Source organism: Williamsia sp. CHRR-6 (assembly GCF_018474015.1).
GTDB lineage: Bacteria > Actinomycetota > Actinomycetes > Mycobacteriales > Mycobacteriaceae > Williamsia_A.
In genome coordinates, this window is the sequence record NZ_JAHCSG010000006.1 from 22,567 (window position 1) to 43,123 (window position 20,557).

At 67.5% G+C, this 20,557-nt stretch carries 18 protein-coding genes and 1 tRNA gene; 12 read left to right on the top strand and 7 right to left on the bottom strand.

Annotation, left to right across the window (positions count from 1 at the left end; all coding sequences use genetic code 11):
* Positions 1-159: 159 nt before the first annotated feature.
* The 5 genes from KIK15_RS15880 to KIK15_RS15900 all read left to right on the top strand — a co-directional run bounded on the left by KIK15_RS15880 (position 160) and on the right by KIK15_RS15900 (position 3,855).
* Positions 160-753 carry a rhomboid family intramembrane serine protease gene (locus KIK15_RS15880; RefSeq protein ID WP_374222871.1) on the top strand — a complete coding sequence of 198 codons (594 nt, stop codon included), beginning with the start codon at positions 160-162 and terminating at the stop codon, positions 751-753.
* Positions 754-791: 38 nt separating this feature from the next.
* The gene (gene murI / locus KIK15_RS15885; RefSeq protein ID WP_214245853.1) at positions 792-1,586 is read left to right on the top strand and encodes a glutamate racemase; all 795 of its coding nucleotides are present in this window, start codon (positions 792-794) and stop codon (positions 1,584-1,586) included.
* Positions 1,587-1,634: 48 nt separating this feature from the next.
* The gene (locus KIK15_RS15890; protein ID WP_214245712.1) at positions 1,635-2,399 is read left to right on the top strand and encodes a cyclic nucleotide-degrading phosphodiesterase; all 765 of its coding nucleotides are present in this window, start codon (positions 1,635-1,637) and stop codon (positions 2,397-2,399) included.
* Between the two features lie 68 nt (positions 2,400-2,467).
* Positions 2,468-3,229 (top strand): ribonuclease PH, encoded by a 762-nt coding sequence (rph, locus tag KIK15_RS15895; protein ID WP_214245713.1) that lies wholly within the window; start codon positions 2,468-2,470, stop codon positions 3,227-3,229.
* On the top strand, positions 3,226-3,855 hold the full coding sequence (locus KIK15_RS15900) for a non-canonical purine NTP pyrophosphatase (protein WP_214245714.1): 630 nt from the start codon (positions 3,226-3,228) through the stop codon (positions 3,853-3,855). The genes rph and KIK15_RS15900 overlap by 4 nt, the downstream gene beginning before the upstream one ends.
* Positions 3,856-3,909: 54 nt before the next feature.
* Here KIK15_RS15900 and KIK15_RS15905 read toward each other — a convergent pair whose 3' ends face one another.
* Complete coding sequence (locus KIK15_RS15905; RefSeq protein ID WP_214245715.1) at positions 3,910-4,266, bottom strand: DUF3817 domain-containing protein; 357 nt, start codon at positions 4,264-4,266, stop codon at positions 3,910-3,912.
* Positions 4,263-4,676, bottom strand: coding sequence for a transcriptional regulator (locus KIK15_RS15910; protein WP_214245716.1), 414 nt, complete (start codon positions 4,674-4,676; stop codon positions 4,263-4,265). Before KIK15_RS15910 ends, KIK15_RS15905 begins: the two co-directional genes overlap by 4 nt.
* A 64-nt stretch (positions 4,677-4,740) precedes the next feature.
* On the opposite strand from KIK15_RS15910, the gene KIK15_RS15915 reads away from it, so the two are divergent.
* Positions 4,741-4,825: transfer RNA gene (locus tag KIK15_RS15915), tRNA-Leu, on the top strand.
* A 21-nt stretch (positions 4,826-4,846) separates the two neighbouring features.
* Here KIK15_RS15915 and KIK15_RS15920 read toward each other — a convergent pair.
* Positions 4,847-5,548, bottom strand: coding sequence for a cutinase family protein (locus KIK15_RS15920; protein WP_214245717.1), 702 nt, complete (start codon positions 5,546-5,548; stop codon positions 4,847-4,849).
* A gap of 102 nt (positions 5,549-5,650) precedes the next feature.
* Between KIK15_RS15920 and KIK15_RS15925 the strand changes: the two genes are divergently transcribed.
* Complete coding sequence (locus KIK15_RS15925) at positions 5,651-6,571, top strand: alpha/beta fold hydrolase (RefSeq protein WP_214245718.1); 921 nt, start codon at positions 5,651-5,653, stop codon at positions 6,569-6,571.
* Between the two features lie 166 nt (positions 6,572-6,737).
* On the opposite strand, the gene KIK15_RS15930 is transcribed toward KIK15_RS15925, so the two are convergent.
* Positions 6,738-7,061 (bottom strand): putative quinol monooxygenase, encoded by a 324-nt coding sequence (locus tag KIK15_RS15930; protein WP_214245719.1) that lies wholly within the window; start codon positions 7,059-7,061, stop codon positions 6,738-6,740.
* Between the two features lie 531 nt (positions 7,062-7,592).
* Entirely contained in the window at positions 7,593-8,690 is a 1,098-nt protein-coding gene (locus KIK15_RS15935) for an alkene reductase (RefSeq protein ID WP_214245720.1), read from the bottom strand.
* Positions 8,691-8,771: 81 nt separating this feature from the next.
* On the opposite strand from KIK15_RS15935, the gene KIK15_RS15940 reads away from it, so the two are divergent.
* Complete coding sequence (locus KIK15_RS15940) at positions 8,772-9,686, top strand: alpha/beta fold hydrolase (protein ID WP_214245721.1); 915 nt, start codon at positions 8,772-8,774, stop codon at positions 9,684-9,686.
* A 9-nt stretch (positions 9,687-9,695) separates the two neighbouring features.
* On the opposite strand, the gene KIK15_RS15945 is transcribed toward KIK15_RS15940, so the two are convergent.
* Positions 9,696-11,486, bottom strand: a complete 1,791-nt coding sequence (locus tag KIK15_RS15945) for a long-chain fatty acid--CoA ligase (protein WP_214245722.1) — start codon at positions 11,484-11,486, stop codon at positions 9,696-9,698.
* A gap of 268 nt (positions 11,487-11,754) precedes the next feature.
* Here KIK15_RS15945 and KIK15_RS18630 point away from each other — a divergent pair, with 268 nt between their 5' ends.
* From KIK15_RS18630 to KIK15_RS15965, 4 genes are all read left to right on the top strand, one after another.
* Positions 11,755-13,176 (top strand): serine protease, encoded by a 1,422-nt coding sequence (locus KIK15_RS18630; protein ID WP_214245723.1) that lies wholly within the window; start codon positions 11,755-11,757, stop codon positions 13,174-13,176.
* Positions 13,177-13,334: 158 nt separating this feature from the next.
* A complete protein-coding gene (locus KIK15_RS15955) occupies positions 13,335-15,062 on the top strand; it encodes a DEAD/DEAH box helicase (protein ID WP_307851934.1) in 1,728 nt (575 codons plus the stop codon).
* A 232-nt stretch (positions 15,063-15,294) separates the two neighbouring features.
* Positions 15,295-15,624, top strand: coding sequence for a rhodanese-like domain-containing protein (locus tag KIK15_RS15960; RefSeq protein WP_214245855.1), 330 nt, complete (start codon positions 15,295-15,297; stop codon positions 15,622-15,624).
* A 230-nt stretch (positions 15,625-15,854) separates the two neighbouring features.
* Positions 15,855-20,024, top strand: coding sequence for an AAA domain-containing protein (locus KIK15_RS15965; RefSeq protein ID WP_214245724.1), 4,170 nt, complete (start codon positions 15,855-15,857; stop codon positions 20,022-20,024).
* Positions 20,025-20,045: 21 nt separating this feature from the next.
* Here KIK15_RS15965 and KIK15_RS15970 read toward each other — a convergent pair whose 3' ends face one another.
* Positions 20,046-20,486, bottom strand: coding sequence for an HIT family protein (locus tag KIK15_RS15970; protein WP_214245725.1), 441 nt, complete (start codon positions 20,484-20,486; stop codon positions 20,046-20,048).
* Between the last annotated feature and the right edge of the window lie 71 nt (positions 20,487-20,557).

The window sequence follows — 20,557 nt, forward strand, 5'->3', positions numbered from 1 at the left end:
ACCGGAGGAGGACGCGAGATGACTGGTGTCGATCCCGGTTCGGCACGCTCATATCCGGGTGTGCCCGGCGCCGTCCCCGCCTACACACCTGCGTTCGCACCATACTCAGGCCCTGGGTCTGCGCCCCGATCTCGGGCGCCACGATCGGAGCGGTCACAGCTGTGGCTGCGCTCGGCGATCATCATGGCGGGCCTGGTCGCCCTGCTCTACGTGATCGAGGCGATCGATCAGCTCGGCGGCAACCACCTCGACGACGACGGCATCGTCAGCCGCGAGGCCGACGGATTGCCCGGGGTGTTCTTCTCGCCGTTCCTGCATCACGGATTCGACCACCTCACCTCCAACGCCCTCGTCGGCGCGGTGTTGGGGTTCCTGCTGCTGCTGGCGCGCCGATTCCTGGTGACCACCGTCATCGTCTGGGTGGTGTCCGGGTTCGGCGTGTGGTTGTTCGGGCCGTCGCACGCGGTCACCATCGGCGCGTCCGGGATCATCTTCGGATGGCTGGCGTTCCTGCTGGTGCGCGGGCTGTTCAACCGCTCGTGGCGACAGATCGGACTCGGGCTGCTGCTGTTCGTCGTCTACGGCTCGGTGCTCTGGGGGCTGCTGCCCGGCCAGGACGGGGTGTCGTGGCAGGCGCACCTGTTCGGCGCGGTGGGCGGGGTGCTGGCCGCAGCACTGTTGGCCGGTCGAGACCGTCGCGACAAGTCGGCACCGGCGTCGGTGTCGCCGGGATTTCCGCCGGTCGCCCGGTGAGCGAATCGGGCTCTGGTCCGCCCGCTCGCAACGCAGGAATCGACACGAGCGCACCCATCGGCATCTTCGATTCGGGCGTCGGTGGGCTGACCGTTGCCCGAGCGATCGTGGACCAGCTGCCCGGCGAGGACATCCGCTACGTCGGCGACACCCGCAACGGCCCCTACGGTCCGCTGCGCATCCCCGACATCCGCGCCCATGCGCTGGCCATCGCCGACGACCTCGTCGACAGTGGTGTGAAGGTGCTGGTGATCGCTTGCAACACTGCGTCCTCGGCCTGCCTGCGCGATGCCCGGGAGCGCTACCCGGTGCCGGTCGTCGAGGTCATCCTGCCCGCCGTGCGCCGCGCGGTGGCCACCACACGTACCGGTCGAATCGGTGTCATCGGTACCTCGGCCACCATCGCGTCGCAGGCCTACGACGATGCCTTCGCTGCCGCCCCCGACGTGGAGGTCACCTCGGTGGCCTGCCCGCGGTTCGTCGACTTCGTAGAACGTGGGGTCACCTCCGGACGCCAGATCCTCGGGTTGGCACAGGGGTATCTCGAACCGCTGCAACACACACGCGTCGACACCGTGGTTCTCGGCTGCACCCACTATCCGCTGCTCTCGGGGGTGATCCAGCTGGCCATGGGTGACGAGGTGGCGCTGGTGTCCAGCGCCGAGGAAACCGCCAAAGACGTGGTGCGGATCCTCACCGAACTCGACATCACCAACCCCGATCTCGAGCGGGACGTTCACCGGGTGTTCCAGGCCACCGGCGACCCGGTGTCCTTCGCGCGTCTGTCGGCGCGCTTCCTCGGCCCCACAATCGGACAGATCCAACACGCGTGATCTGCGATCGTGAGACCCCGTCGGTCCATCCCATGGCACAGTGGGCGCATGCGTCTCACCGTTCTGGGTAGCTCAGGCAGCTGCGGCGGACCGGGTCGCCCAGCGTCGGGGTATCTGTTGTCTGTTCCCGGTGAACAACCGGTGGTCATGGACTTCGGTCCCGGGGTGTTGGGGGCCCTGCAGCAGCACACCGATCCCAACGGGGTGGCCATCATGCTCAGCCATCTGCACGCCGATCACTGCCTCGATCTGCCCGGTCTGATGGTCTGGCGGCGATTCGCCCCGGTACCTGCCACGTCGCGGACCCGACTCATCGGCCCGACCGGCACCGGTGAACGTATCGGCGCCGCCTCCTCGGAGTACCCCGGTCAGATCGACGACGTCAACGACACGTTCACGGTGCACGCGTGGACACAGGGGACACCAGTCGAGGTCGGTGGACTCACAGTCACGCCCACTCGGGTGTCGCATCCGCCCGAGACCTACGGCCTGCGGGTCGTGGCTCCCTCGGGGAAGGTACTGGCCTACAGCGGGGACACCGGTGTCTGCGACGGCCTGGTGTCGCTGGCCCGCGACGCCGATGTGTTCCTGTGCGAGGCGTCGTGGACCCATGACCCCGCCAACCGTCCGCCGGGACTGCACCTGTCCGGCACCGAGGCCGGTGAGATGGCCACCGCCGCGGGCGCGAAATCGCTGTTGCTGACCCACATCCCACCGTGGACCGATCAGGATGCGATCGTCGCCGAGGCGAGTACGACCTACTCCGGTCCCATCAGCGTCGCCGTTCCCGGACGGGCCCTGGACATCGTCTGACCAGCCGCATCGACCAGCGCTGAGCATCGCCGCCTGCGCGCGTTCGTCGGGTCGTTAGAGTTGGCCCGGTGAGCAGACGCGCAGACGGCAGAGCAGACGACGAGATGCGGCCGATCCGCATCACCCGCGGATTCACCGACCACCCGGCGGGCTCGGTGCTCATCGAGTTCGGCAAGACCCGGGTGATGTGTACCGCCAGCGTGGACGAGGGGGTTCCGCGATGGCGGCGCGGTTCGGGTCTGGGCTGGCTGACCGCCGAGTACGCCATGCTGCCGGCCGCCACGCACAGTCGTTCGCAGCGAGAGTCGGTGCGCGGCAAGATCGGTGGCCGCACCCATGAGATCAGCCGCCTGATCGGTCGATCCCTGCGCGCCTGCATCGACCTCGCCGCACTGGGGGAGAACACCATCGCCATCGACTGTGACGTGTTGCAGGCCGACGGCGGCACCCGCACGGCGGCCATCACCGGCGCCTACGTGGCGTTGGTGGACGCGGTGGCCTACCTCAACGATCAAGGCAAGTTGGCCGACCCCAAACCCATCTCGTGTGCCATCGCTGCGGTGAGTGTGGGCGTGGTAGACGGCCGGGTGCGCCTGGATCTGCCCTACGAGGAGGACTCCCGCGCCGAGGTGGACATGAACGTCGTCGCCACCGATGCCGGTCCGCTGGTGGAGGTGCAGGGCACCGGCGAGGGCGCCACCTTCGCGCGCGCCACCCTGGACAAGATGCTCGACCTGGCGGCCATCGGTACCGAGGCGTTGTTCGCCGCACAGCGTGCGGCCCTGGGGTCACCGCACCCCGGCGAGACGCTCGACGCCATCGACGGATGACGACGCTGCTGCTGGCGAGTCGCAACGCCAAGAAGCTGGCCGAACTGCGGCGCTTGGTGATCTCCGAGGCCATCGCCGGTGTCGAGGTGATCGGTTTGGACGAGGTGCCGCCGTTCGACGAAGCACCCGAGACCGGTGCCACCTTCGAGGACAACGCGCTGGCCAAGGCGGTGGATGGTTGCGCGGCAACGGGTCTGGCGTGCCTGGCCGACGATTCGGGCATCGAGATCGACGAGTTGCGGGGGATGCCCGGAGTCCTCTCGGCGCGCTGGGCCGGGCGCCACGGCGACGACCAGGCGAACCTCGAGTTGGTGCTGGCCCAGCTGCGTGACACTCCCCTCGAGCGCCGCGGCGCCGGTTTCGTCTCGGCGTGTGCCTTGGTCACCCCGGACGGTCAGCGCACGGTGGTGCGCGGGGAGTGGCGGGGATCAGTGGCCACCGAACCGCGGGGCGACGGCGGATTCGGTTACGACCCGATCTTTCTGCCGGTCCAGGATCGCGACGAGGTCGCGGTGGCTGGTCGCAGCGCGGCGCAACTGACGGCGGCCGAGAAGGACGCCATCAGCCATCGGGGCCGTGCGTTGGCGTTGTTGATCCCTCGGTTGCGCGAGCTGGGGGTGTCGTGACCGACCCGTGCGTGAATTGCGACCCCCGGCGAGCGCAATTCACGCACGGGCAGGTCAGAAGCCGTACTGGGCTTTGACCTCGCGAGTGCGGATGTGCTCGAAGTAGAACGACAGGAACGGGATGGTGCCTGCGATGAGTGTGATCACCGTCTTGCCGATGGGCCAGCGCACGCGGATGGCCAGGTCGATCGCCATCAGCAGGTAGGCGAAGTACACCCAGCCGTGCACGAACGGCACGAAATCCAGGGCGGTGACGCCGAATCCGTACTTCACGACCAGTTCCACGACCAGCAGCAACAGCCACAGACCGGTGACCCACGCCAGCACCCGGTACCGCAGCAGCGCACCCCGTACCTTCTCCGGGGTGGCGTTGGGTGCGTAGGCGATGGCCTTGTCGGGTTCGCTGGTCACTGCTTCTCCTGGCTGGTGAGGCTGTCCCGCGCTGCAAGCTGGGACAGGTATTCGTTGTACTCGGCCAACACTCGGTCCTCGGGGGGCTGATCGTCGGCGGGCAGTGTGCTCACTGCGCGAGGCGGTCGAGGTGGCAGTAGTTCGGCGGGGATCTCGGTGGGCCCCTTGGCTTGTGGCGAGGTTTTGCGTACCTCCTCCGGGTCGCTCTCGAGCACCACGAAGCGCCGATAGGCGTACACCACGAACGCGGCGAACAGTGGCCACTGCAGCGCGTAGCCGAGGTTCTGGCCGGTACCGGATGTGGATTCGAAACGCACCCACTGCCAGTAGGCCAGCCCCAGGCAGGTGAGCGCAGCCACGACGACCAACGCGATCAGTGCCGGCCGACGTCGCCTTCCTGAAGAAGCCATGTAACGACGGTACCTCCAGCACGAACGAAGCAGGTCAACCGGTATCGTGACTTCCGACGCACACGCGCGAGTGGCGGAATTGGCAGACGCGCTGGATTTAGGTTCCAGTGTCTTCGGACGTGGGGGTTCAAGTCCCCCCTCGCGCACCACCAGCTCGGTTCAGATCTGTCTCACAGCCGACTGCGGACGAACCCCGCAGCCCGCAGGGTGTCGCCGTTGGCCGCATACAGCACGTGCAGTGGACCTGGCAGCGCCAACCGGGCACCGTTGCAGATGTTGTCGCCGGGGATGCAGAACCGGACGGTGCGGTTTCGGTACAGCGGCGACGGAACGTAGCGCGGCGCACCGGCATCGGCGAGGAAGCGGGTGGATGGGACCGCGAACAGCGCCACCGCGGCCACCCGTGGAGCCACCGCTGCGGGTAGCACCGGCGGCGCGAGGAACGTGTACGACGGGGGCAGGGTCACCTGGGAGCTGGTGGCGTACGCCGCGACGATCGCACCCTGGGAGTAGCCGCCGAGCACGAGGCGAGTGCGAGAGCAGGCCGAGGCCATGAAGGTGATCCGGTTCTGTGCGTCGATCACGCCCTTGGTCACCGAGCGAGCCAACCCGATCCGGTCGCGGAAGTTGGAACTCGCGGCGTAGTTCACCGCGTAGGCGTTGACCGACCTACCGGGCAGTGCGCCGCGTACCGCGGCGACGAACGACGCCCCGGTGACCCCTAGCGGCGCACCGGGTTCGGCGGTTCCGCGGGCGAAGATGACCTCGACATCGGGGCAGCCGCGGGCCGATGCGGTGCCGGTACCGCCGATCACGAGCGTGGTGATGAGGGCTACGAGGACGGTGGCGGCAGCGAGGAGTCGTCTCAGCATGGGTGGGATGCTACGGGATCAGCCACGACGTCGAATCCATTGCGCCGTCGTTCATCTGCCCGGTCGGGGCGACGGCGACCGGTGCTCGCTACCGTGTTGCGCATGGCTTCTCACGTCTCCCCGCCGGTCGAGATCGTGCGCGCGGGCGTGGTGGATGTCGGGGTGCAGCGATGGGGTTCGCGGGGTGCGGCGTCCGTCGTTCTCCTGCACGGGTTTCCCTATGACACCCGCAGCTACGACGACGTGGCCCGCCTGCTGGCCGACGCGGGATATGACGTCGTGGTGCCGTACCTGCGGGGGTTCGGGCCTACTCGGTTCGTCGATCAGTCGGTGATGCGGTCGGGTCAGCAGGCGGCGCCTGCGCATGACCTGCGCGAGCTGATCCTCGCGTTGAGGTTGGATCGGCCGGTGGTGGCCGGCTGCGACTGGGGCGGACGGGCTGCGTGCATCGTCGCCGCGGTGTGGCCCGAGTTGGTGTCAGGTCTGGTGAGTGTGTCGGGATATCTGTTGCAGGACATCAGGTCTGCGATGTCGACCCCGGTGCTGCCGCATCTGGAGAAACGGTATTGGTACCAGTACTACTTCCATTCGGAACGAGGCCGGGCCGGGCTGACGCGATACCGGTCGGAGATCGCCCAGACGCTGTGGGCCGACTGGTCGCCCACCTGGCGCTTCGGTGACTCTGAATTCGCCGCCACCGCAGCATCGTTCGACAACCCGGACTTCGTCGACGTGGTCGTGCACTCCTACCGGCATCGCTATGGGCTGGCGCCGGGTGATCCGGCGTATGCCGCCACCGAGGAGATCATTACGACCCGCCCGCCGATCACCGTGCCCAGCATCGTCATCGAGCCGACCGAGGACACCATCGCCGGGCTGTACGGGCCGACGGAGCATTCTTCGCGGTTCACCGATCTGCTCAGGGTGGTCGACTTCGACTGCGGCCACAACCCGCCGCAGGAGTTGCCGGGGCGATTCGCTGCGGTGGTGGGGGAGATGGTGCGTCAGATGCGGAGAGCCTGACCGCAGCACGCTGCCGAGCCCGCAGGCGGATCCTCCTGGCCCCCTCCGAACTACATGAAGTCGATCAGCCCGAACCAGGCCATAGTGAACGCGTGCTCACGCACGAACTCGGTCGCGATGGGTGTTCTCCTCCAGGACTGTCGATCCACCGTGTTTGCTCCCGGGGCTATTCGACCGCCAGCTCGCCGAGCTCGGACCAATCGGTGGCATCCACTTCCTGGGAGATGATCTTCGGGGTCTCCTGTAGGTAGGGCGGGAGGTCCTGCTGGGCTTTCTTGAAATGGGCCGAGTTCACGTGCACCGCACCGGCATCGGGGTCGGTGAACGCCTCCACCAGCACATACTCGGTGGGATCGTCGAGCGTGCGCGACCAGAAGTACCAGAGGCACCCCTCCTCGGCCTGGCAGGCCTCGGTGAACTCGCGGGAGATCTCCGCCCAGTTGTCGGCGTGCTCAGGCTTGATCTTGAACTTCGCGGTGATGAAGATCATTGAGTGCTCCTCGTGCTCGTGGAACTGACAGTCGTCTGCCCGTCTCAGAGTACGAGGACGAGTGGCTGGTTGGCACCAAGCGCGCGAGCGGCGTGACCGCCCCTGCGCTGCGAGCACCGAAACTGGTCCGGCGCTGTGTGTGCCGAACCTCAGCCTCTTGGCATCGACGAGCACTTCATCTGCGATCCCGCCGAGTTCCGGGCTAGAACGGGTGAGTTCTTGGCCACCGATCCTGCCCGGATGACGGCCTTCCCCACCAATTCATGCTTCGCCAAGGCGCGACCGGCCTACCGCTCGCCCGGTGGCACCACGTTCACGGCGATTGCAGATCGACGTACCCACCCGCGTTGTGCTCAGGGCAAGGCCGCGTGCACGACAGCGAACGGTTGTCGTAGACGCTGGCTTTCAGCCACCCGCCAACGATGTCGAGGTGATCTCCGACGCGTTGTACTACACGGTTGCGATGCGGTTCACGAACACGTGAGTGCCGCCGCAAAGGTCTCCTGCGGCGACATCGCGTGGCTCAAGCTGTCAGGCCGACTGGCCGACCAGCGTCGGGTAATCGGTGTAACCCTTCGCGCCTGGGCTGTAGAACGTGCTCTGGTCCGGCGCGGTCAGTTCGACGCCGGTACGCAGCCGCTCGACGAGGTCGGGGTTGGAGATGAACCACCGACCGACGGACACGGCGTCGGCAGTTCCGTTGGCCACCAACGACTCCAGCTGCGCGAAATCGGATTCGATGACGAAGCCGGTGTTGATGACGACCGGGCTGGTGATCTCCGAGCGCAGTGTGGCCAGGGTCGGGTCGTCGGGCTCGATGAGCAGGTGCACGTACGCGAGCGGGATGTCGGCAAGCGTACGCAGCAACTCCTGGTACACGGTGACCGGATCGGCCTCGTTCATGCCGTTGGCCTGATGGCCGGGGCTCAGGCGGATGCCCACCCGGTCGGCCCCGATCTCGTCGACCACAGCCTGCACCGTCTCGACCACGATGCGGGCGCGGTTGGCTGGCGAGCCGCCGTAGGCGTCAGTGCGCTGGTTGCTGTCGTCCCCCAAGAACTCGTGCAGCAGGTAGCCGTTCGCGGCGTGGATCTCCACGCCGTCGAGACCGGCGTCGACAGCGCGGCGTGCTGCGGTGCGGAACGAGTCGACGATTCCGGCGATCTCGTCGGTCTCCAACGCGCGAGGAGTGACCAGGGGCTTGCTGCCCTCAGGGGTGTGAGCCGAGCCCTCGGCGGCGATGGCCGATGGTGCGACAGGATGCTCCCCACCGGGGATCAGCGGGTGTGCCACCCGACCGACGTGCCAGATCTGCACGAAAATCTTCCCGCCTTCGCCGTGGACGGCCTCGGCGACCTCGGCCCATCGCTGTTGGTGACGATCGGTGTGGATGCCGGGCGTGTTGAGGTACGCGCCGCCTGCGGTCGCGCTCACGTGTGTCGCCTCGGTGATGATCAACCCGGCTCCGGCGCGCTGTCGGTAGTGCTCGACCTGTAGGTCGCTTGGCGTCCCATCTGCCTGCGCACGCTGACGGGTCAGGGGAGCCATGAAAATTCGGTTTGCTGCAGCGGTGGCGCCGACCGTGACAGGGGTGAGCAACGCGGATTCAGAAGTCAGTTGGTAAACCATGTATGGCCCAACACCGCTGCGGAGGACCGCTATTCCGGTGACCATGCCGCCGATGAGGTGTCGAGAACAGGAGTCCCAGTCATGGCAGTGGCATCACCAGCACCGACACCGCCGGGTGCGGAATTGATCACACTACGGTTGTCGACCATCTCGCTGTCGGCGTTCGCGTGGGGGCGCCCCGGTGACCGACTCGCGATCGTGGTGCACGGCTACCCCGACACCGCCTGGACGTGGCGCCACCTGGGTCCGGTGTTGGCAGCAGCCGGGTTTCGCGTCGTCGCGCCCTTCACCCGGGGGTACGCCCCCAGCGAGATCCCGCTGACGGCCGTGCACGTGGGTGACCTGATGCGTGATGTCCTCGACATGCACGCCGCGCTGGACGGCGGTGACGACGCAGTTCTGGTGGGCCACGACTGGGGTGCGATCACCGCCAACGGGATCGCCGCGCTCGACGATCAGCCGTTCGGTGCGATCGTGGTTATGTCGGTGCCGCCCATGCCCGCGCTCCTGACACCGTCTGGGGGCCTGGGTTCGTGGTCGCTGCGCACTCTCCGCCAGCTCGGGATGAGTTGGTACATGGCGTTCAACCAGATACCGGGCGTATCCGAGCGCAGCCTGGATCGGCTGATCCCGTGGTTGTGGCGAGCGTGGTCGCCGGGGTATTCGGCCACCGAGGACCTCGCGCACGTGTTCGACGCACTGCCGACGCACGCGCACCGCCGCGCAGCTCTGAGCTACTACCGGGCTGCGGCGCGGCCGTGGACCGGCTCCGACGAGAACCGTTCGCTCACACGCGCATCCAACCGAGCGCCGCAGACCCCGATTTTGTACCTGCACGGTCGCGACGACGGGTGTCTGCAATCGACCTACGCCGATGCCGTCGACCATCTCGTGGCCGACAGTGAGGTCGAGATCGTCGACGGCGCGGGACATTTCCTACAACTCGAACAACCCGAGCTGGTGAACGCGCGAATCCTCGAGTATCTCCAGCGCTGAGCGCGGTGGCTACTTCTTGTCGGCGTAAAGATGATCCATCGCCGCGGTCTGCTTCTGCAGGATGATGTTGCGCTTCAACTTCATGGTCGGTGTCAGTTCGCCCGACTCGACGGTGAAATCGCTCGCGAGCACCACATACTTCTTGATCGCCTCGGCGTGCGACACCTTGGAGTTCGCGACCTCGACGGCCTTGTCGATCTCTGCGCGTAGCGCCGGGTGGTCGACGAGGTCGCTGACCGGCGTGCCGGCGGGTAGTTCGTTGCGCTGCAGCCAGTCCGGTAGTGCCTCGGGATCGAGGGTGATCATGGCGGCGATGAAGGGCTTGGCGTCTCCGACGACCATGCACTGGCTGACCAGTGGGTTCGCGCGCACGTTGTCTTCCATCTGTGCCGGAGCGACGTTCTTGCCGCCGGCGGTCACGATCAATTCCTTCTTGCGTCCGGTGATCGAGAGGTACCCGTCGTCCAGGGCGCCCACGTCACCGGTGTGGAACCATCCGTCGACGATCGCCTCTGCGGTGGCGGTGGGGTTGTTCCAGTAGCCGTCGAACACCATCGGGCCACGCAGCAGAACCTCGCCGTCGGAGGCGATCCGAACCGAGGCACCGGCCACCGGCCGCCCCACGGTGCCCACCCGCTGCTCGCCGGGCCGGTTCACCGTCACCGCTGCGGCGGTCTCGCTCAGCCCGTAGCCCTCGTAGACGGGCAGCCCGACCCCGCGGAAGAAGTGGCCGAGACGTTCGCCCAGGGGCGCGCCGCCGGAGATGGCCTCCTCGCAGCGACCACCCAACGCGCCGCGCAGCTTTGCGTAGACCAGTACGTCGAACACCTTGTGCATGATGCTCAACAGCAACCCGGGCTTGCCGCTGTCCTGCGCGCGGCTGTACTCGATGGCGGTCGCCTCGGCCCGGTCGAAGATCGCGCCCTTACCTGCGCTGTGTGCCTTCTGCTTCGCGCCGTTGAAGACCTTCTCGAAGACGCGGGGTACGGCCAGGATGTAATGCGGTCTGAACTCGTCCAGGTCGGCCAGCAGGTTGGTGATGCTCGCGGTGTGACCGAGCGTGACCCCGCTCTCCACGGCGCCGACGGCGATCACCCGCGCGAACACATGCGCCAGGGGGAGGAACAGCAGGGTGGAGCGCCCGGGGTACATGATGTCGCCCAGGGTCTCCTTGACGCCCTCGCACTCGGACAGGAAGTTCCGGTGGGTCAGCGCAACGCCTTTGGGGTTGCCGGTGGTCCCCGAGGTGTAGATCAAGGTCGCCATGTCGTCTGCGGTCTGCCCGGCCCGACGCCGATCGAGCTCTGCGGCCTGCACCGACTCGCCGCGCGCGATGAGTGTGTCGACGGCACCGGCATCCATGACGAAGGTCTCGCGCACCTCACATGCGGCGGCCACGTCGGCGTGGAGGTCGGCGTGCTCGGTGCTGTCGACGACGAGCAAGGTTGCTCCCGAGTCGGACAGGATGTACTTGACCTGATCGGGTGCGGAGGTCTCGTAGATCGCCACGGTGGCGCCGCCCGCGCGCCAGATGGCGTAGTCGAGCAACGTCCACTCGTAACGAGTGGGAGACAGGATGGCGACCCGGTCGCCCACCTGCACCCCGGCTGCGATCAGACCGCGGGCCACCGCATCGACCTGGTCGATGAACTCCCCGGCCGTCACGGTGGTCCAGGCGGCACCGGTGCGGCGTTTGAACAACGGCATCGAGGGGCTCTCGGCGGCATAGCGCCGCGGGGTGTCGACCAACGACGCGTTCTCGGCGACGGTGAACGTTGCGGGCGTGGACGCTTCGAGCACGGGACCTCCATGGTCTGATGCCGTCCCGTTCGGGGGCGGTTTCGGGCCGAACGCCTGACGGCGCCTGTGAGGTAGGTTACCGCCTCGCCGACCGCTCGAGTCAGTCCGCCATGTCGGGATCGGCGGGTCGGGTCAGACCCATCGCGCAGTCGGGGATGCCGGTTTAGGCTGGGTTCAGACGGCCGTCCGGGGCATACGGTGGTTGTCGTGCCCAACCGCACGATTGATCGGATACGATTCGCTCGCTCAATCGAAGGAAGGACGTCGCGTGCTCAAGCGGCTCACCCTCTGCTCTGCTGTCACGTTCCTGGTGGGCGCGCTCTGCGGTCCAGGACTCGCGGCTGCCGACACCCAGACCGAGATCAACGACAAGGTCACGCGTTCGCTGGTGTTCATCCAGATGAACTACTCGGGACACGTGTTCATCCCCGCGTCGGTCAATGCCGCGAACCGAGACGGGCGCAGCGACGAGGTCACGGTCTCGGTCACCTGCACCGGCTTCGTGGTCGACAACAACGGCGCGATCGCCACCGCCGGACACTGCGTGGACTCCGGCGGCGACGACGTGAAGGAAGCCCTGCGCGAAGAGTTCATCTCGGAACAGGTCAAGAAGGGCAACATCGCGTCCACGTCGGCTCAGCGATTCCTGGATCAGGCCAACTCCGAACGCTGGGCGGTCGACGGGGACGATCCCGGGTCGCCGATCGCGCGCGAGGTGCAGGTGATCCAGCCTCCGGGCGAACACCAGAAGATCAGTTCGTTCACCACCGCCCAGGTGGTCGACTTCCAGAAGGTGGGAGACGGGGACAACGCGCTGCTGCGCCTGAACAACTTCAAGAACCTGCCCCCACTGCCGGTGGCCAAGTCGGCCCCCAAGTCCGGTGAGCTGCTGACCGCAGCGGGATTCCCCGGCAACGTGCGGCAGGTCGCTGATCCGTCCCGGCTACCGGCGCCCAGCTTCAAGTCCGGTGCCGCGTCGAGTCAACAGATCGCCGAGGGCGGTCAGCCCCGGACCGAGGTGAACATCGCGCTCTCGGGCGGCATGAGCGGCGGCCCCGCCGTCGACAACGACACCGGTGAGGTGGTGGGAATCAACTCCTCGGGATTCACCACCGGCACCACCTCGTTCATCACCGACGCGGCCACGCTACGAGGGTTCTTGCAGCGCAACGGAGTCCAGCTCATCTCCGCACCCTCTGAAGGTGGCAAGAGCAACACCGTCCTGTTCATCGCGCTCGGTGCCGGTGTGGCCGTCGCGGTCCTCCTGATCATCCTCGCCATCGTCTTGCTGCGCCGCCGCTCGTCGCGCAACGCCGTGCCCGCAGGCGGGTGGGGTCAAGGCGGTCCCGGGGGCCCGACGTTCGGCGGGCCGTCGGCGATCGGAACGGGCGGCCCGACGTCGTACGGCCAGAACCCCTCGCAGGCGCCGTCATTCCCAGGTCCCGGCGGATTCACGGGATCTCCATCACCTGCGCCCGTGCGACCGTCGCCGCCGCCCGCGCCGCCTGCACCGCAGTATCGGCCCACGCAGTACCCGCCGGCCGGTCCGCAGTACCCAGGGTCGCCGAGTCCGGGGAACCCGTATCCGGGTGGCGGTTATCCGGGCGGTCAGAACCCCGGCGGTCAGAGTCCTGGCGCCGGGCCGTATCCCGGTGGGCCTGCGCCCGGTGGCGGTTACCCGCCGCGCTGATCGGAATCGCGCACGGTGTGTCCCACGGCACCAGGGCCGCGCGGGAATGTGGTCGCGACGCGTTCGGCGGATAGAGTTCGGGTTCAGCACACCTCGCGCCGCCCAAGCAGCGCGAGCTCATCCATCGGCGCGGGAGCCGAGAAAACGTCGGAGTAGCAGTGGACGGCAACGGGCACGAGACCGAATCGGTGGCCTTCGCAGATCTCGACATCGAGCCCCGCGTCCTGCGGGCGTTGACCGATGTGGGGTACGAAACCCCGTCGCCGATCCAGGCCGAGACCATCCCGCCGCTGATGAACGGTCGTGACGTGGTCGGTCTGGCTCAAACCGGCACCGGTAAGACCGCCGCGTTCGCCATCCCGATCCTGTCGAAGATCGCCGGCGGCGGACGCAAGCCGCGTGCGCTGGTGCTCGCTCCTACCCGCGAACTCGCGCTGCAGGTCGCAGAGGCGTTCGGGAAGTACGCCGCGCATCTGCCCGACATCAAGGTGCTCCCGATCTACGGCGGCCAGAGCTATGGGGTGCAGCTGTCCGGCCTGCGGCGCGGCGCGCAGATCGTGGTCGGCACCCCTGGGCGCGTCATCGACCACCTCGACAAGGGCACCCTCGACATCTCCGAACTCGACTTCCTCGTCCTCGACGAGGCCGACGAGATGTTGACGATGGGGTTCGCCGAGGATGTCGAGCGCATCCTGTCCGAGACCCCCGACAGCAAGCAGGTCGCACTGTTCTCGGCCACGATGCCCAAGGCGATCGGCAGGTTGGCGCAGAAGTACCTCAAGAGCCCGGTCGAGATCACCGTCAAGGCCAAGACTCAGACCGCACAGAACATCACGCAGCGTTACCTGCAGGTCTCCCACCAGCGAAAGCTCGACGCGCTGACGCGGGTCCTCGAGGTCGAACAGTTCGACGCCATGATCATCTTCGTCCGCACCAAGTCGGCGACCGAGGAGTTGGCCGAGAAGCTGCGTTCCCGCGGCTTTTCGGCGGTGGCGATCAACGGCGACATCGTGCAGGCGCAGCGGGAGCGGACCATCGCCTCGCTGCGCAACGGAACCCTCGACATCCTGGTCGCCACCGATGTCGCAGCGCGTGGTCTAGACGTCGAACGCATCTCTCACGTCGTCAACTACGACATCCCGCACGACACCGAGTCCTACGTCCACCGGATCGGCCGTACCGGTCGCGCGGGGAGGTCGGGCAACGCGCTGCTGTTCGTCTCACCACGCGAGCGTCATCTGTTGCGCTCGATCGAGAAGGCCACCCGTCAACCGCTGACCGAGATCGGGTTGCCCAGTGTCGACGACGTCAACGCTCAGCGCGTCGCCAAGTTCGGCGAGTCGATCACCGAGAACCTGCAGTCCGAGCACCTCGACATGTTCCGCCGGTTGGTCGAGAACTACGCGCGCGACAACGACGTGACCCTGGCCGACATCGCGGCGGCGTTGGCACTCGAGACCCGCGACGGCGGCTTCCTGTTGACCCCCGATCCGCCGGCGGGTGCGCGTTCGAGCGGCGACGATCGTCCGCCGCGCCGCCGGCGCGAGGGCGGCCCCAGCTTCGCCACCTATCGGATCGCGGTGGGCAAGAAGCATCGGGTCACCCCGGGTGCCATCGTCGGAGCCATCGCCAACGAGGGTGGTCTGACCCGTGGCGACTTCGGGCACATCAGCATTCGTGAGGACTACAGCCTTGTGGAGCTGCCCGACGACCTCGGGCGTGAAACGCTTTCGGCGTTGCGTCGGACCCGCATCTCCAATGTGCCCATCAACATCGGTGTCGATCAGGGTCCACCCCGTCAGCGCGGGTCGGCTCGTTCCGGTGGGCGTGGCGGTGATTTCGGTGGACGCCGGTCGCCCCGGGTCGCCGGCCGCGGTCGGTCCTGATCTTCGCTGGTCCCTGCGTCACCTTCGACCGAGATCTGTCGCCTGTGCGCCGCGACGACCCTCCGATGTGAAACTTTCCCGTAACATTGCGTCGGTTTCCGGCGATGTTCGTCACAGGTGCGTTCGCCTGGTCTCCGTCGGGGGCGGGTGAACGCCCGCTTTCGGACCCATTCGAAGAACTGTCCTCCGGGCACCCTCGGAGGCGATGCTACGAGGATCGGTGACATCCCCAGTGTCAGTGGTGGATCGAATCTCGGCGACGGAAGCCGCCGAGCACACACAGCAGGGCCACGCGATCGTGGTCGACGCCCGCCCACAGGTGGCCAGGCACCAGGGCAGCCTGCCCGGTGCGGTGGTCGTCGAGCCCGACAACCTCAGTGCCGCACTGGCCCCGAATTCTCCGCGCCGCATGGTCGGCAGCCTCGACACCGAGATCGCGGTGGTCTCGGTCCAGGCGCGCGCCCGGATGGTGGCCGAACAGATCGCGTCGTTGGGCTACACCAACGTCCGATACGTCGACGGTGGCTTCCCCGCCTTCCGTACCGCCCTCGGGGCGCACTGACCTTCACGCACGCAGCACCCGACTCGTCGGTGGCGCTCGACCGGCATGCCCGCGGGCGGCGCGGTACCGAGCCGCCCGCGCGTGTGCCACGTCGAATATCGTTGTTGACGATGAATCACGATGGTCACGGGTAGCGTTTTGCCAAGGTCACGGTCACATGTGGACCTGAGGTCGAGCTCGAGCATCGGCATGTGGCCGCGAACAGCGCTTTTGTGGGCGAAGAGGACGGGATGACCGAATCGATGACCGGCGACGATCGTCGCGCGCGGGTACTGCGACTGCTGCAGTTCCTGCACGAGCTGATCCGCGCTCGGTCCACGATCGTGCGCAACGTCGACGACCACGAGGAGATCGTCTGGCTCGGCGACGAGTGGCAGATCCCGGTGCGGACCAAGGCAGTTCCCGGCGAGCGGTTCATGGAACTGCGTGCCGAGGACAAACCGGACGTGTTCTCGCTGGTCGCGCGAATGATCGACGGACTCGCCGAACGCCCCGAGTCCCTCGAGCTGGTGCTGGCCGACGGATTGCTCGGGGTGAGCGCCGGTGCCGACGGCGTCGCCGTCAACCAACACCTGCTCACCCAGGCCGTGGTCGCCGAGCACGATCACGTCGCCGGCGTCATCACCATCGCTCTCGCCGGTGACTCGGTTCCGGACCTGCAGGACAGCCACCTGCTCACCGGGCTCGACGGATTCGATCTCAACGCTTCTGCCGAGGTCGCTGACGCCGTCTCCGCCCTGCCGTCGGTCCTGGCCTCCGGGATGGACGAGGTGTTGCAGCGCTGGCGCGCCGAGGTGCCGATCGACTCGGCCGCGGTCACCCTCGAGTCCAAGCCCGCACTCATCCTGCGCAACCGTGGGTCGGGGCCGATGCTCGACTACTACGAGACGATGCTGACCGCGTTGCGCGACCCCGAGGTGGACGTGCCCATCGGGCTTGCCCAACTCGTCGAGCCGATCGAGGCTCCCGAACGTATCGAACGGCTCGCCGCGACCGGCGCGATGTCGGCGGCCGAGCTGGTCGAGGACGCTCTTTACCCGTTGCCGTCCAACGTCGAACAGCGCGACATCCTGGCTCAGCTGGGCCTCGACAGCGGCGTGGTCGTGGAAGGCCCGCCCGGGACCGGCAAGACCCACACCATCGCCAACCTGATGTCGGCGCTGCTGGCCAAGGGTCAACGTGTGTTGGTGGTCTCGGAGAAGGCCCAGGCCCTGCAGGTGCTGCGCGACAAGCTTCCCCCGGAGCTACGCGAGTTGGCCGTCGCCATCACCGACGTCACCAAGGACGGGTCGGCGTCGTTGATCGAGAGCGTGGAGGCTATCGCCGCTCGCAAGGGCACCTTCCAGCCGCGGGTGGTCACATCCGAGATCAAGAACCTGCGGTCCAAGCGTGATCAGGCTCGTGCCAAGCGGGAACAGATCCTGCGTGAGATCTGGCAGTTGCGGGAATCCGAGACCGAGAAGCATGAATGGGTGGCGGCCGGGTACAGCGGGACCGCTGCGGCCATCGTGCGTTCATGCCAGGCCGTGGCCGACCGGTACGACTGGCTGCCCGGCCCCCTTGAGTCGCCGCTGCCGCCGTTGGACACCGACGATATGGACCGGCTGCTGCAGCTGTTGCGCACCCGCGACGACACCTGGGCAGCCCGGCTGGGTCAGCGGTTGCCCGATCTCGACGCGATCCTTCCCGATTCGGTCACCATCGACGCGATCTGCGCCCGCATCCGGGAGCAACCGGTCGAGAAGATGACCGGTAGCGGCTCGCTGCTGGCCATCCTCGCCGACGTCGACAGCGCCCGGCTGCTCACCATCAAGTCGACCTGTGAACAGTTGCGGGCCGCGGTGACCGAGGTCCGCAGCTTCCCCGACCACCTGCAGGAGATGGCTGGTCGGCTGCTCTCCGGTGAGGCCGCCTACCTGTGGAACCGAGTCACCCAGATCTCGGCCGTCGTCGACGAGGCCACGCGGCGCGATCGTGAGATCGGCACCCATGACGTGGTGGTCGACGGCGTTCCCGCGGCGGGGGCCGCCTCGGTGTTCGACGACGCTGCCCAGTTCCTGCGCTCAGGCGGGTCGTGGAAGTCGAGGTTCCGCAAGTCGCCGCAGCAGCGTGCGGTCGAAGCGCTCGGCCTGTCGGTCACCGTCGACGGTCGGGCGCCGGGTGGCGATGCGACCGCCATGCAGTTGGTGGCCGATCACCTCGCGGTACTTCAGGCTGTCGGCACAGTGCAGTCGATCCTGGCCGACGTGGGTGTCCCGGTCGATGACACGGGGTCGCGCTCGGCTCAACTCGGTCAGCTGGTGTTGTTGGACGCTCGTCTGGGCTGGGTGTCAGAGCTTCTCGTGGGGCGCGACTCGTTGGTCCGCACGCTCGAATCCATCAGCCCCGGCGGCCCGCGGCCCAAGAGCATCGACGAGGTGGCCCACGTCGCCGAGCAGACCGCGGCCATCGCGGCCACCAATGATGCGGTGCTGGCACGCAGGGAGCTCGACGAGTGCGCTCGTGTGCTGTCGGCCGAGGTCGATCAGGGGCCCTCGGCCGAGGGTGACGCACTGCTCGCCGCCATCGCGGCTGCTGATGCCGACGCCATCCGTGAGGCTCGTCGAGCGTGGAACACCGCCCGCGCGCAACGCGATCAGCAGGGTGCTCTCGACCTCCTCGAGTTGCGTCTGCGGCAGAAAGCACCGCAGCTGCACAAGCTGTTGCGCGCAGACGCAGCTGATCCGGTGTGGGACGTTCGGCTGCGGGAACTGACCGACGCGTGGTCGTGGCGCCGCGCCTACGACTGGGCGCGCGACCGCAGCGACCCCGGTCGCGAGGCTCGGCTGGAAGCCGACCTCGACGCCGTCGAAGCCGACATCGCCCACTTCACCGCTGGCCTGGCCGCGGCCTGCGCGTGGCGCGAGTGCCTGGAGCAGATGACGGTGGCCCAGGTGCAGGCACTGCAGTCCTACCGCGACCACATCACCAACCTGGGCAAGGGTTCGGGCAAGCACGCGGAGCGGTTCCGCCGGGCCGCCCGGTCGGCCATGAGTCAGGCCCAGGGTGCGGTCCCGGCGTGGATCATGCCCATCTCGCAGGTGCTCTCCTCCATCGCGCCGGATCAGAACTCGTTTGACGTAGTGATCGTCGACGAGGCCTCACAAGCCGACATCACCAGCCTGTTCCTGCTCTGGCTGGCGCCGCGCGTGATCGTGGTCGGTGACGACCGGCAGTGTGCGCCAGGCGGTTTCGCCGGCAACGGTCTCGACGAGGTGTTCGCCAAGCTCGACACCTACCTCTCGGACGTTCCGCAGTACATGCGCGACAGTCTCACCCCGCGATCCAGCCTGTTCTCCATGTTGCGTACCAGATTCGGCCACGTGGTGCGGCTGCGCGAGCACTTCCGGTCGATGCCCGAGATCATCGAGTACTCCTCGCGGCAGTTCTACCCGGACTCGCCGCTGGTGCCGGTCCGTCAGTTCGGCGCCGACCGGTTGCCGCCGCTGCGGACCGTCTTCGTCTCCGATGCCGTTGCCGAGGGCAGCAATGCGGGCCTGACCAACCAGGCCGAGGCCGATGCACTCGTGCAGGCGGTGGTCACGTGTGCTGCCGATCCGGCCTATGCGGGTCTGAGTTTCGGCGTCGTGGTGCTGCAGGGGCAACGGCAGGTCGACCTGATCGCGCAAAAACTGCGCGCGGCATTGCCGGCGGCCCAGTGGTACGACCGGTCGCTGCGGATCGGGACCCCGCCGGACTTCCAGGGCGATGAGCGCCATGTGGTGTTCCTGTCGATGGTGGTCTCGGCCGACCGGAATCCGGTGTCGCTGACCCGCAGCGAGTCACAGCGCCGGTTCAACGTGGCGGCCTCGCGGGCCATGGAGCAGCTGTGGCTGTTCCACTCGGTGGGTTCCGACGCCCTCAAGGACAACGATCTGCGGTACTCGTTGCTGTCCTACATGGAACGCACCGAGGGTGCGTTGGTCGATCCGATGCCCGACGAGGTGAGCGCCACCGAGCGGGTCGAGCCGTTCGAGAGCCTTTTCGAGCAACAGATCTTCCTCGAGTTGGTGGCTCGCGGCTTCCACGTCAATCCCAAGGTCTCGGTGAACAATCGGGTGATCGACCTGGTGGTGACCGGGGCCGACGCGCGGCTGGCCGTGGAGTGCGACGGTGACGAGTTCACCAGCACACCCGAGCAGGCCCGCGCCGACATGGAGCGCGAACGCGAGCTGCGGCGGTGTGGCTGGCGATTCTGGCGGGTCCGCGAGTCGGAGTACCTCCTCGACCCCAAGCGGGCGCTGGAGGGCGTCTGGCGCGAGCTCGAGGCCCGCGGTGTCGCGCCCGGATCGGTGGACGAGTCGGTGGCTGCGGTGTCGCGCGAGCCCTGGGAGCCCATCGACCTGACCGGCGGCGACTGACCGGTTCTCAGAGCCGGTTTCTCAGCGCTCCCCGTCGGCGACCGGCGCCACGAAGGCCGCGCGGATCGCGGTTGCCGTGGCGTCGGGGTCCCGATCGCGCCGCGTCACCAGCCCTGCCGCCATCGAGATCTTGTCGCCGTGGTGGCGCGGCACCACGTGGATGTGGCTGTGGAAAACGGTTTGCGCGGCCGCACGCCCGTCGTTTATCGCCACGTTCACCCCGTCTGCGGCCACCGACGACGCCCGCAGAGCGGCTCCCACGGCCCGTGCGGTGTCGAACATCCGGGCGCCCAGGGTGCTGGGGATACCGGCGAGATCGGGGATGTGTCGGCGCGGGATCACCAAGGTGTGACCTGGGCGGACCGGTCGGATGTCGAGGAAGGCGAGCACGTCGGCGTCGGAGTGGATGAGCCGCGCCGGTGCGGTGCCGGCGACGATCGAGCAGAAGACGCAGTCGTTCACACCTTCACGGTACGAAGGCTGCGCCGGCGTCGGCGCCACGCACCCGATCCGAATCAGATAACGATCAGATA

Bases quoted from the DNA above. Each gene is read 5' to 3' on its own strand.
- KIK15_RS15890 (WP_214245712.1), top strand. From the start codon at position 1,635: ATGCGTCTCACCGTTCTGGGTAGCTCAGGCAGCTGCGGCGGACCGGGT.
- KIK15_RS15900 (WP_214245714.1), top strand. From the start codon at position 3,226: ATGACGACGCTGCTGCTGGCGAGTCGCAACGCCAAGAAGCTGGCCGAA.
- KIK15_RS15910 (WP_214245716.1), bottom strand. From the start codon at position 4,676: ATGGCTTCTTCAGGAAGGCGACGTCGGCCGGCACTGATCGCGTTGGTC.
- KIK15_RS15920 (WP_214245717.1), bottom strand. From the start codon at position 5,548: ATGCTGAGACGACTCCTCGCTGCCGCCACCGTCCTCGTAGCCCTCATC.
- KIK15_RS15925 (WP_214245718.1), top strand. From the start codon at position 5,651: ATGGCTTCTCACGTCTCCCCGCCGGTCGAGATCGTGCGCGCGGGCGTG.
- KIK15_RS15930 (WP_214245719.1), bottom strand. From the start codon at position 7,061: ATGATCTTCATCACCGCGAAGTTCAAGATCAAGCCTGAGCACGCCGAC.
- KIK15_RS15935 (WP_214245720.1), bottom strand. From the start codon at position 8,690: ATGGTTTACCAACTGACTTCTGAATCCGCGTTGCTCACCCCTGTCACG.
- KIK15_RS15940 (WP_214245721.1), top strand. From the start codon at position 8,772: ATGGCAGTGGCATCACCAGCACCGACACCGCCGGGTGCGGAATTGATC.
- KIK15_RS15965 (WP_214245724.1), top strand. From the start codon at position 15,855: ATGACCGAATCGATGACCGGCGACGATCGTCGCGCGCGGGTACTGCGA.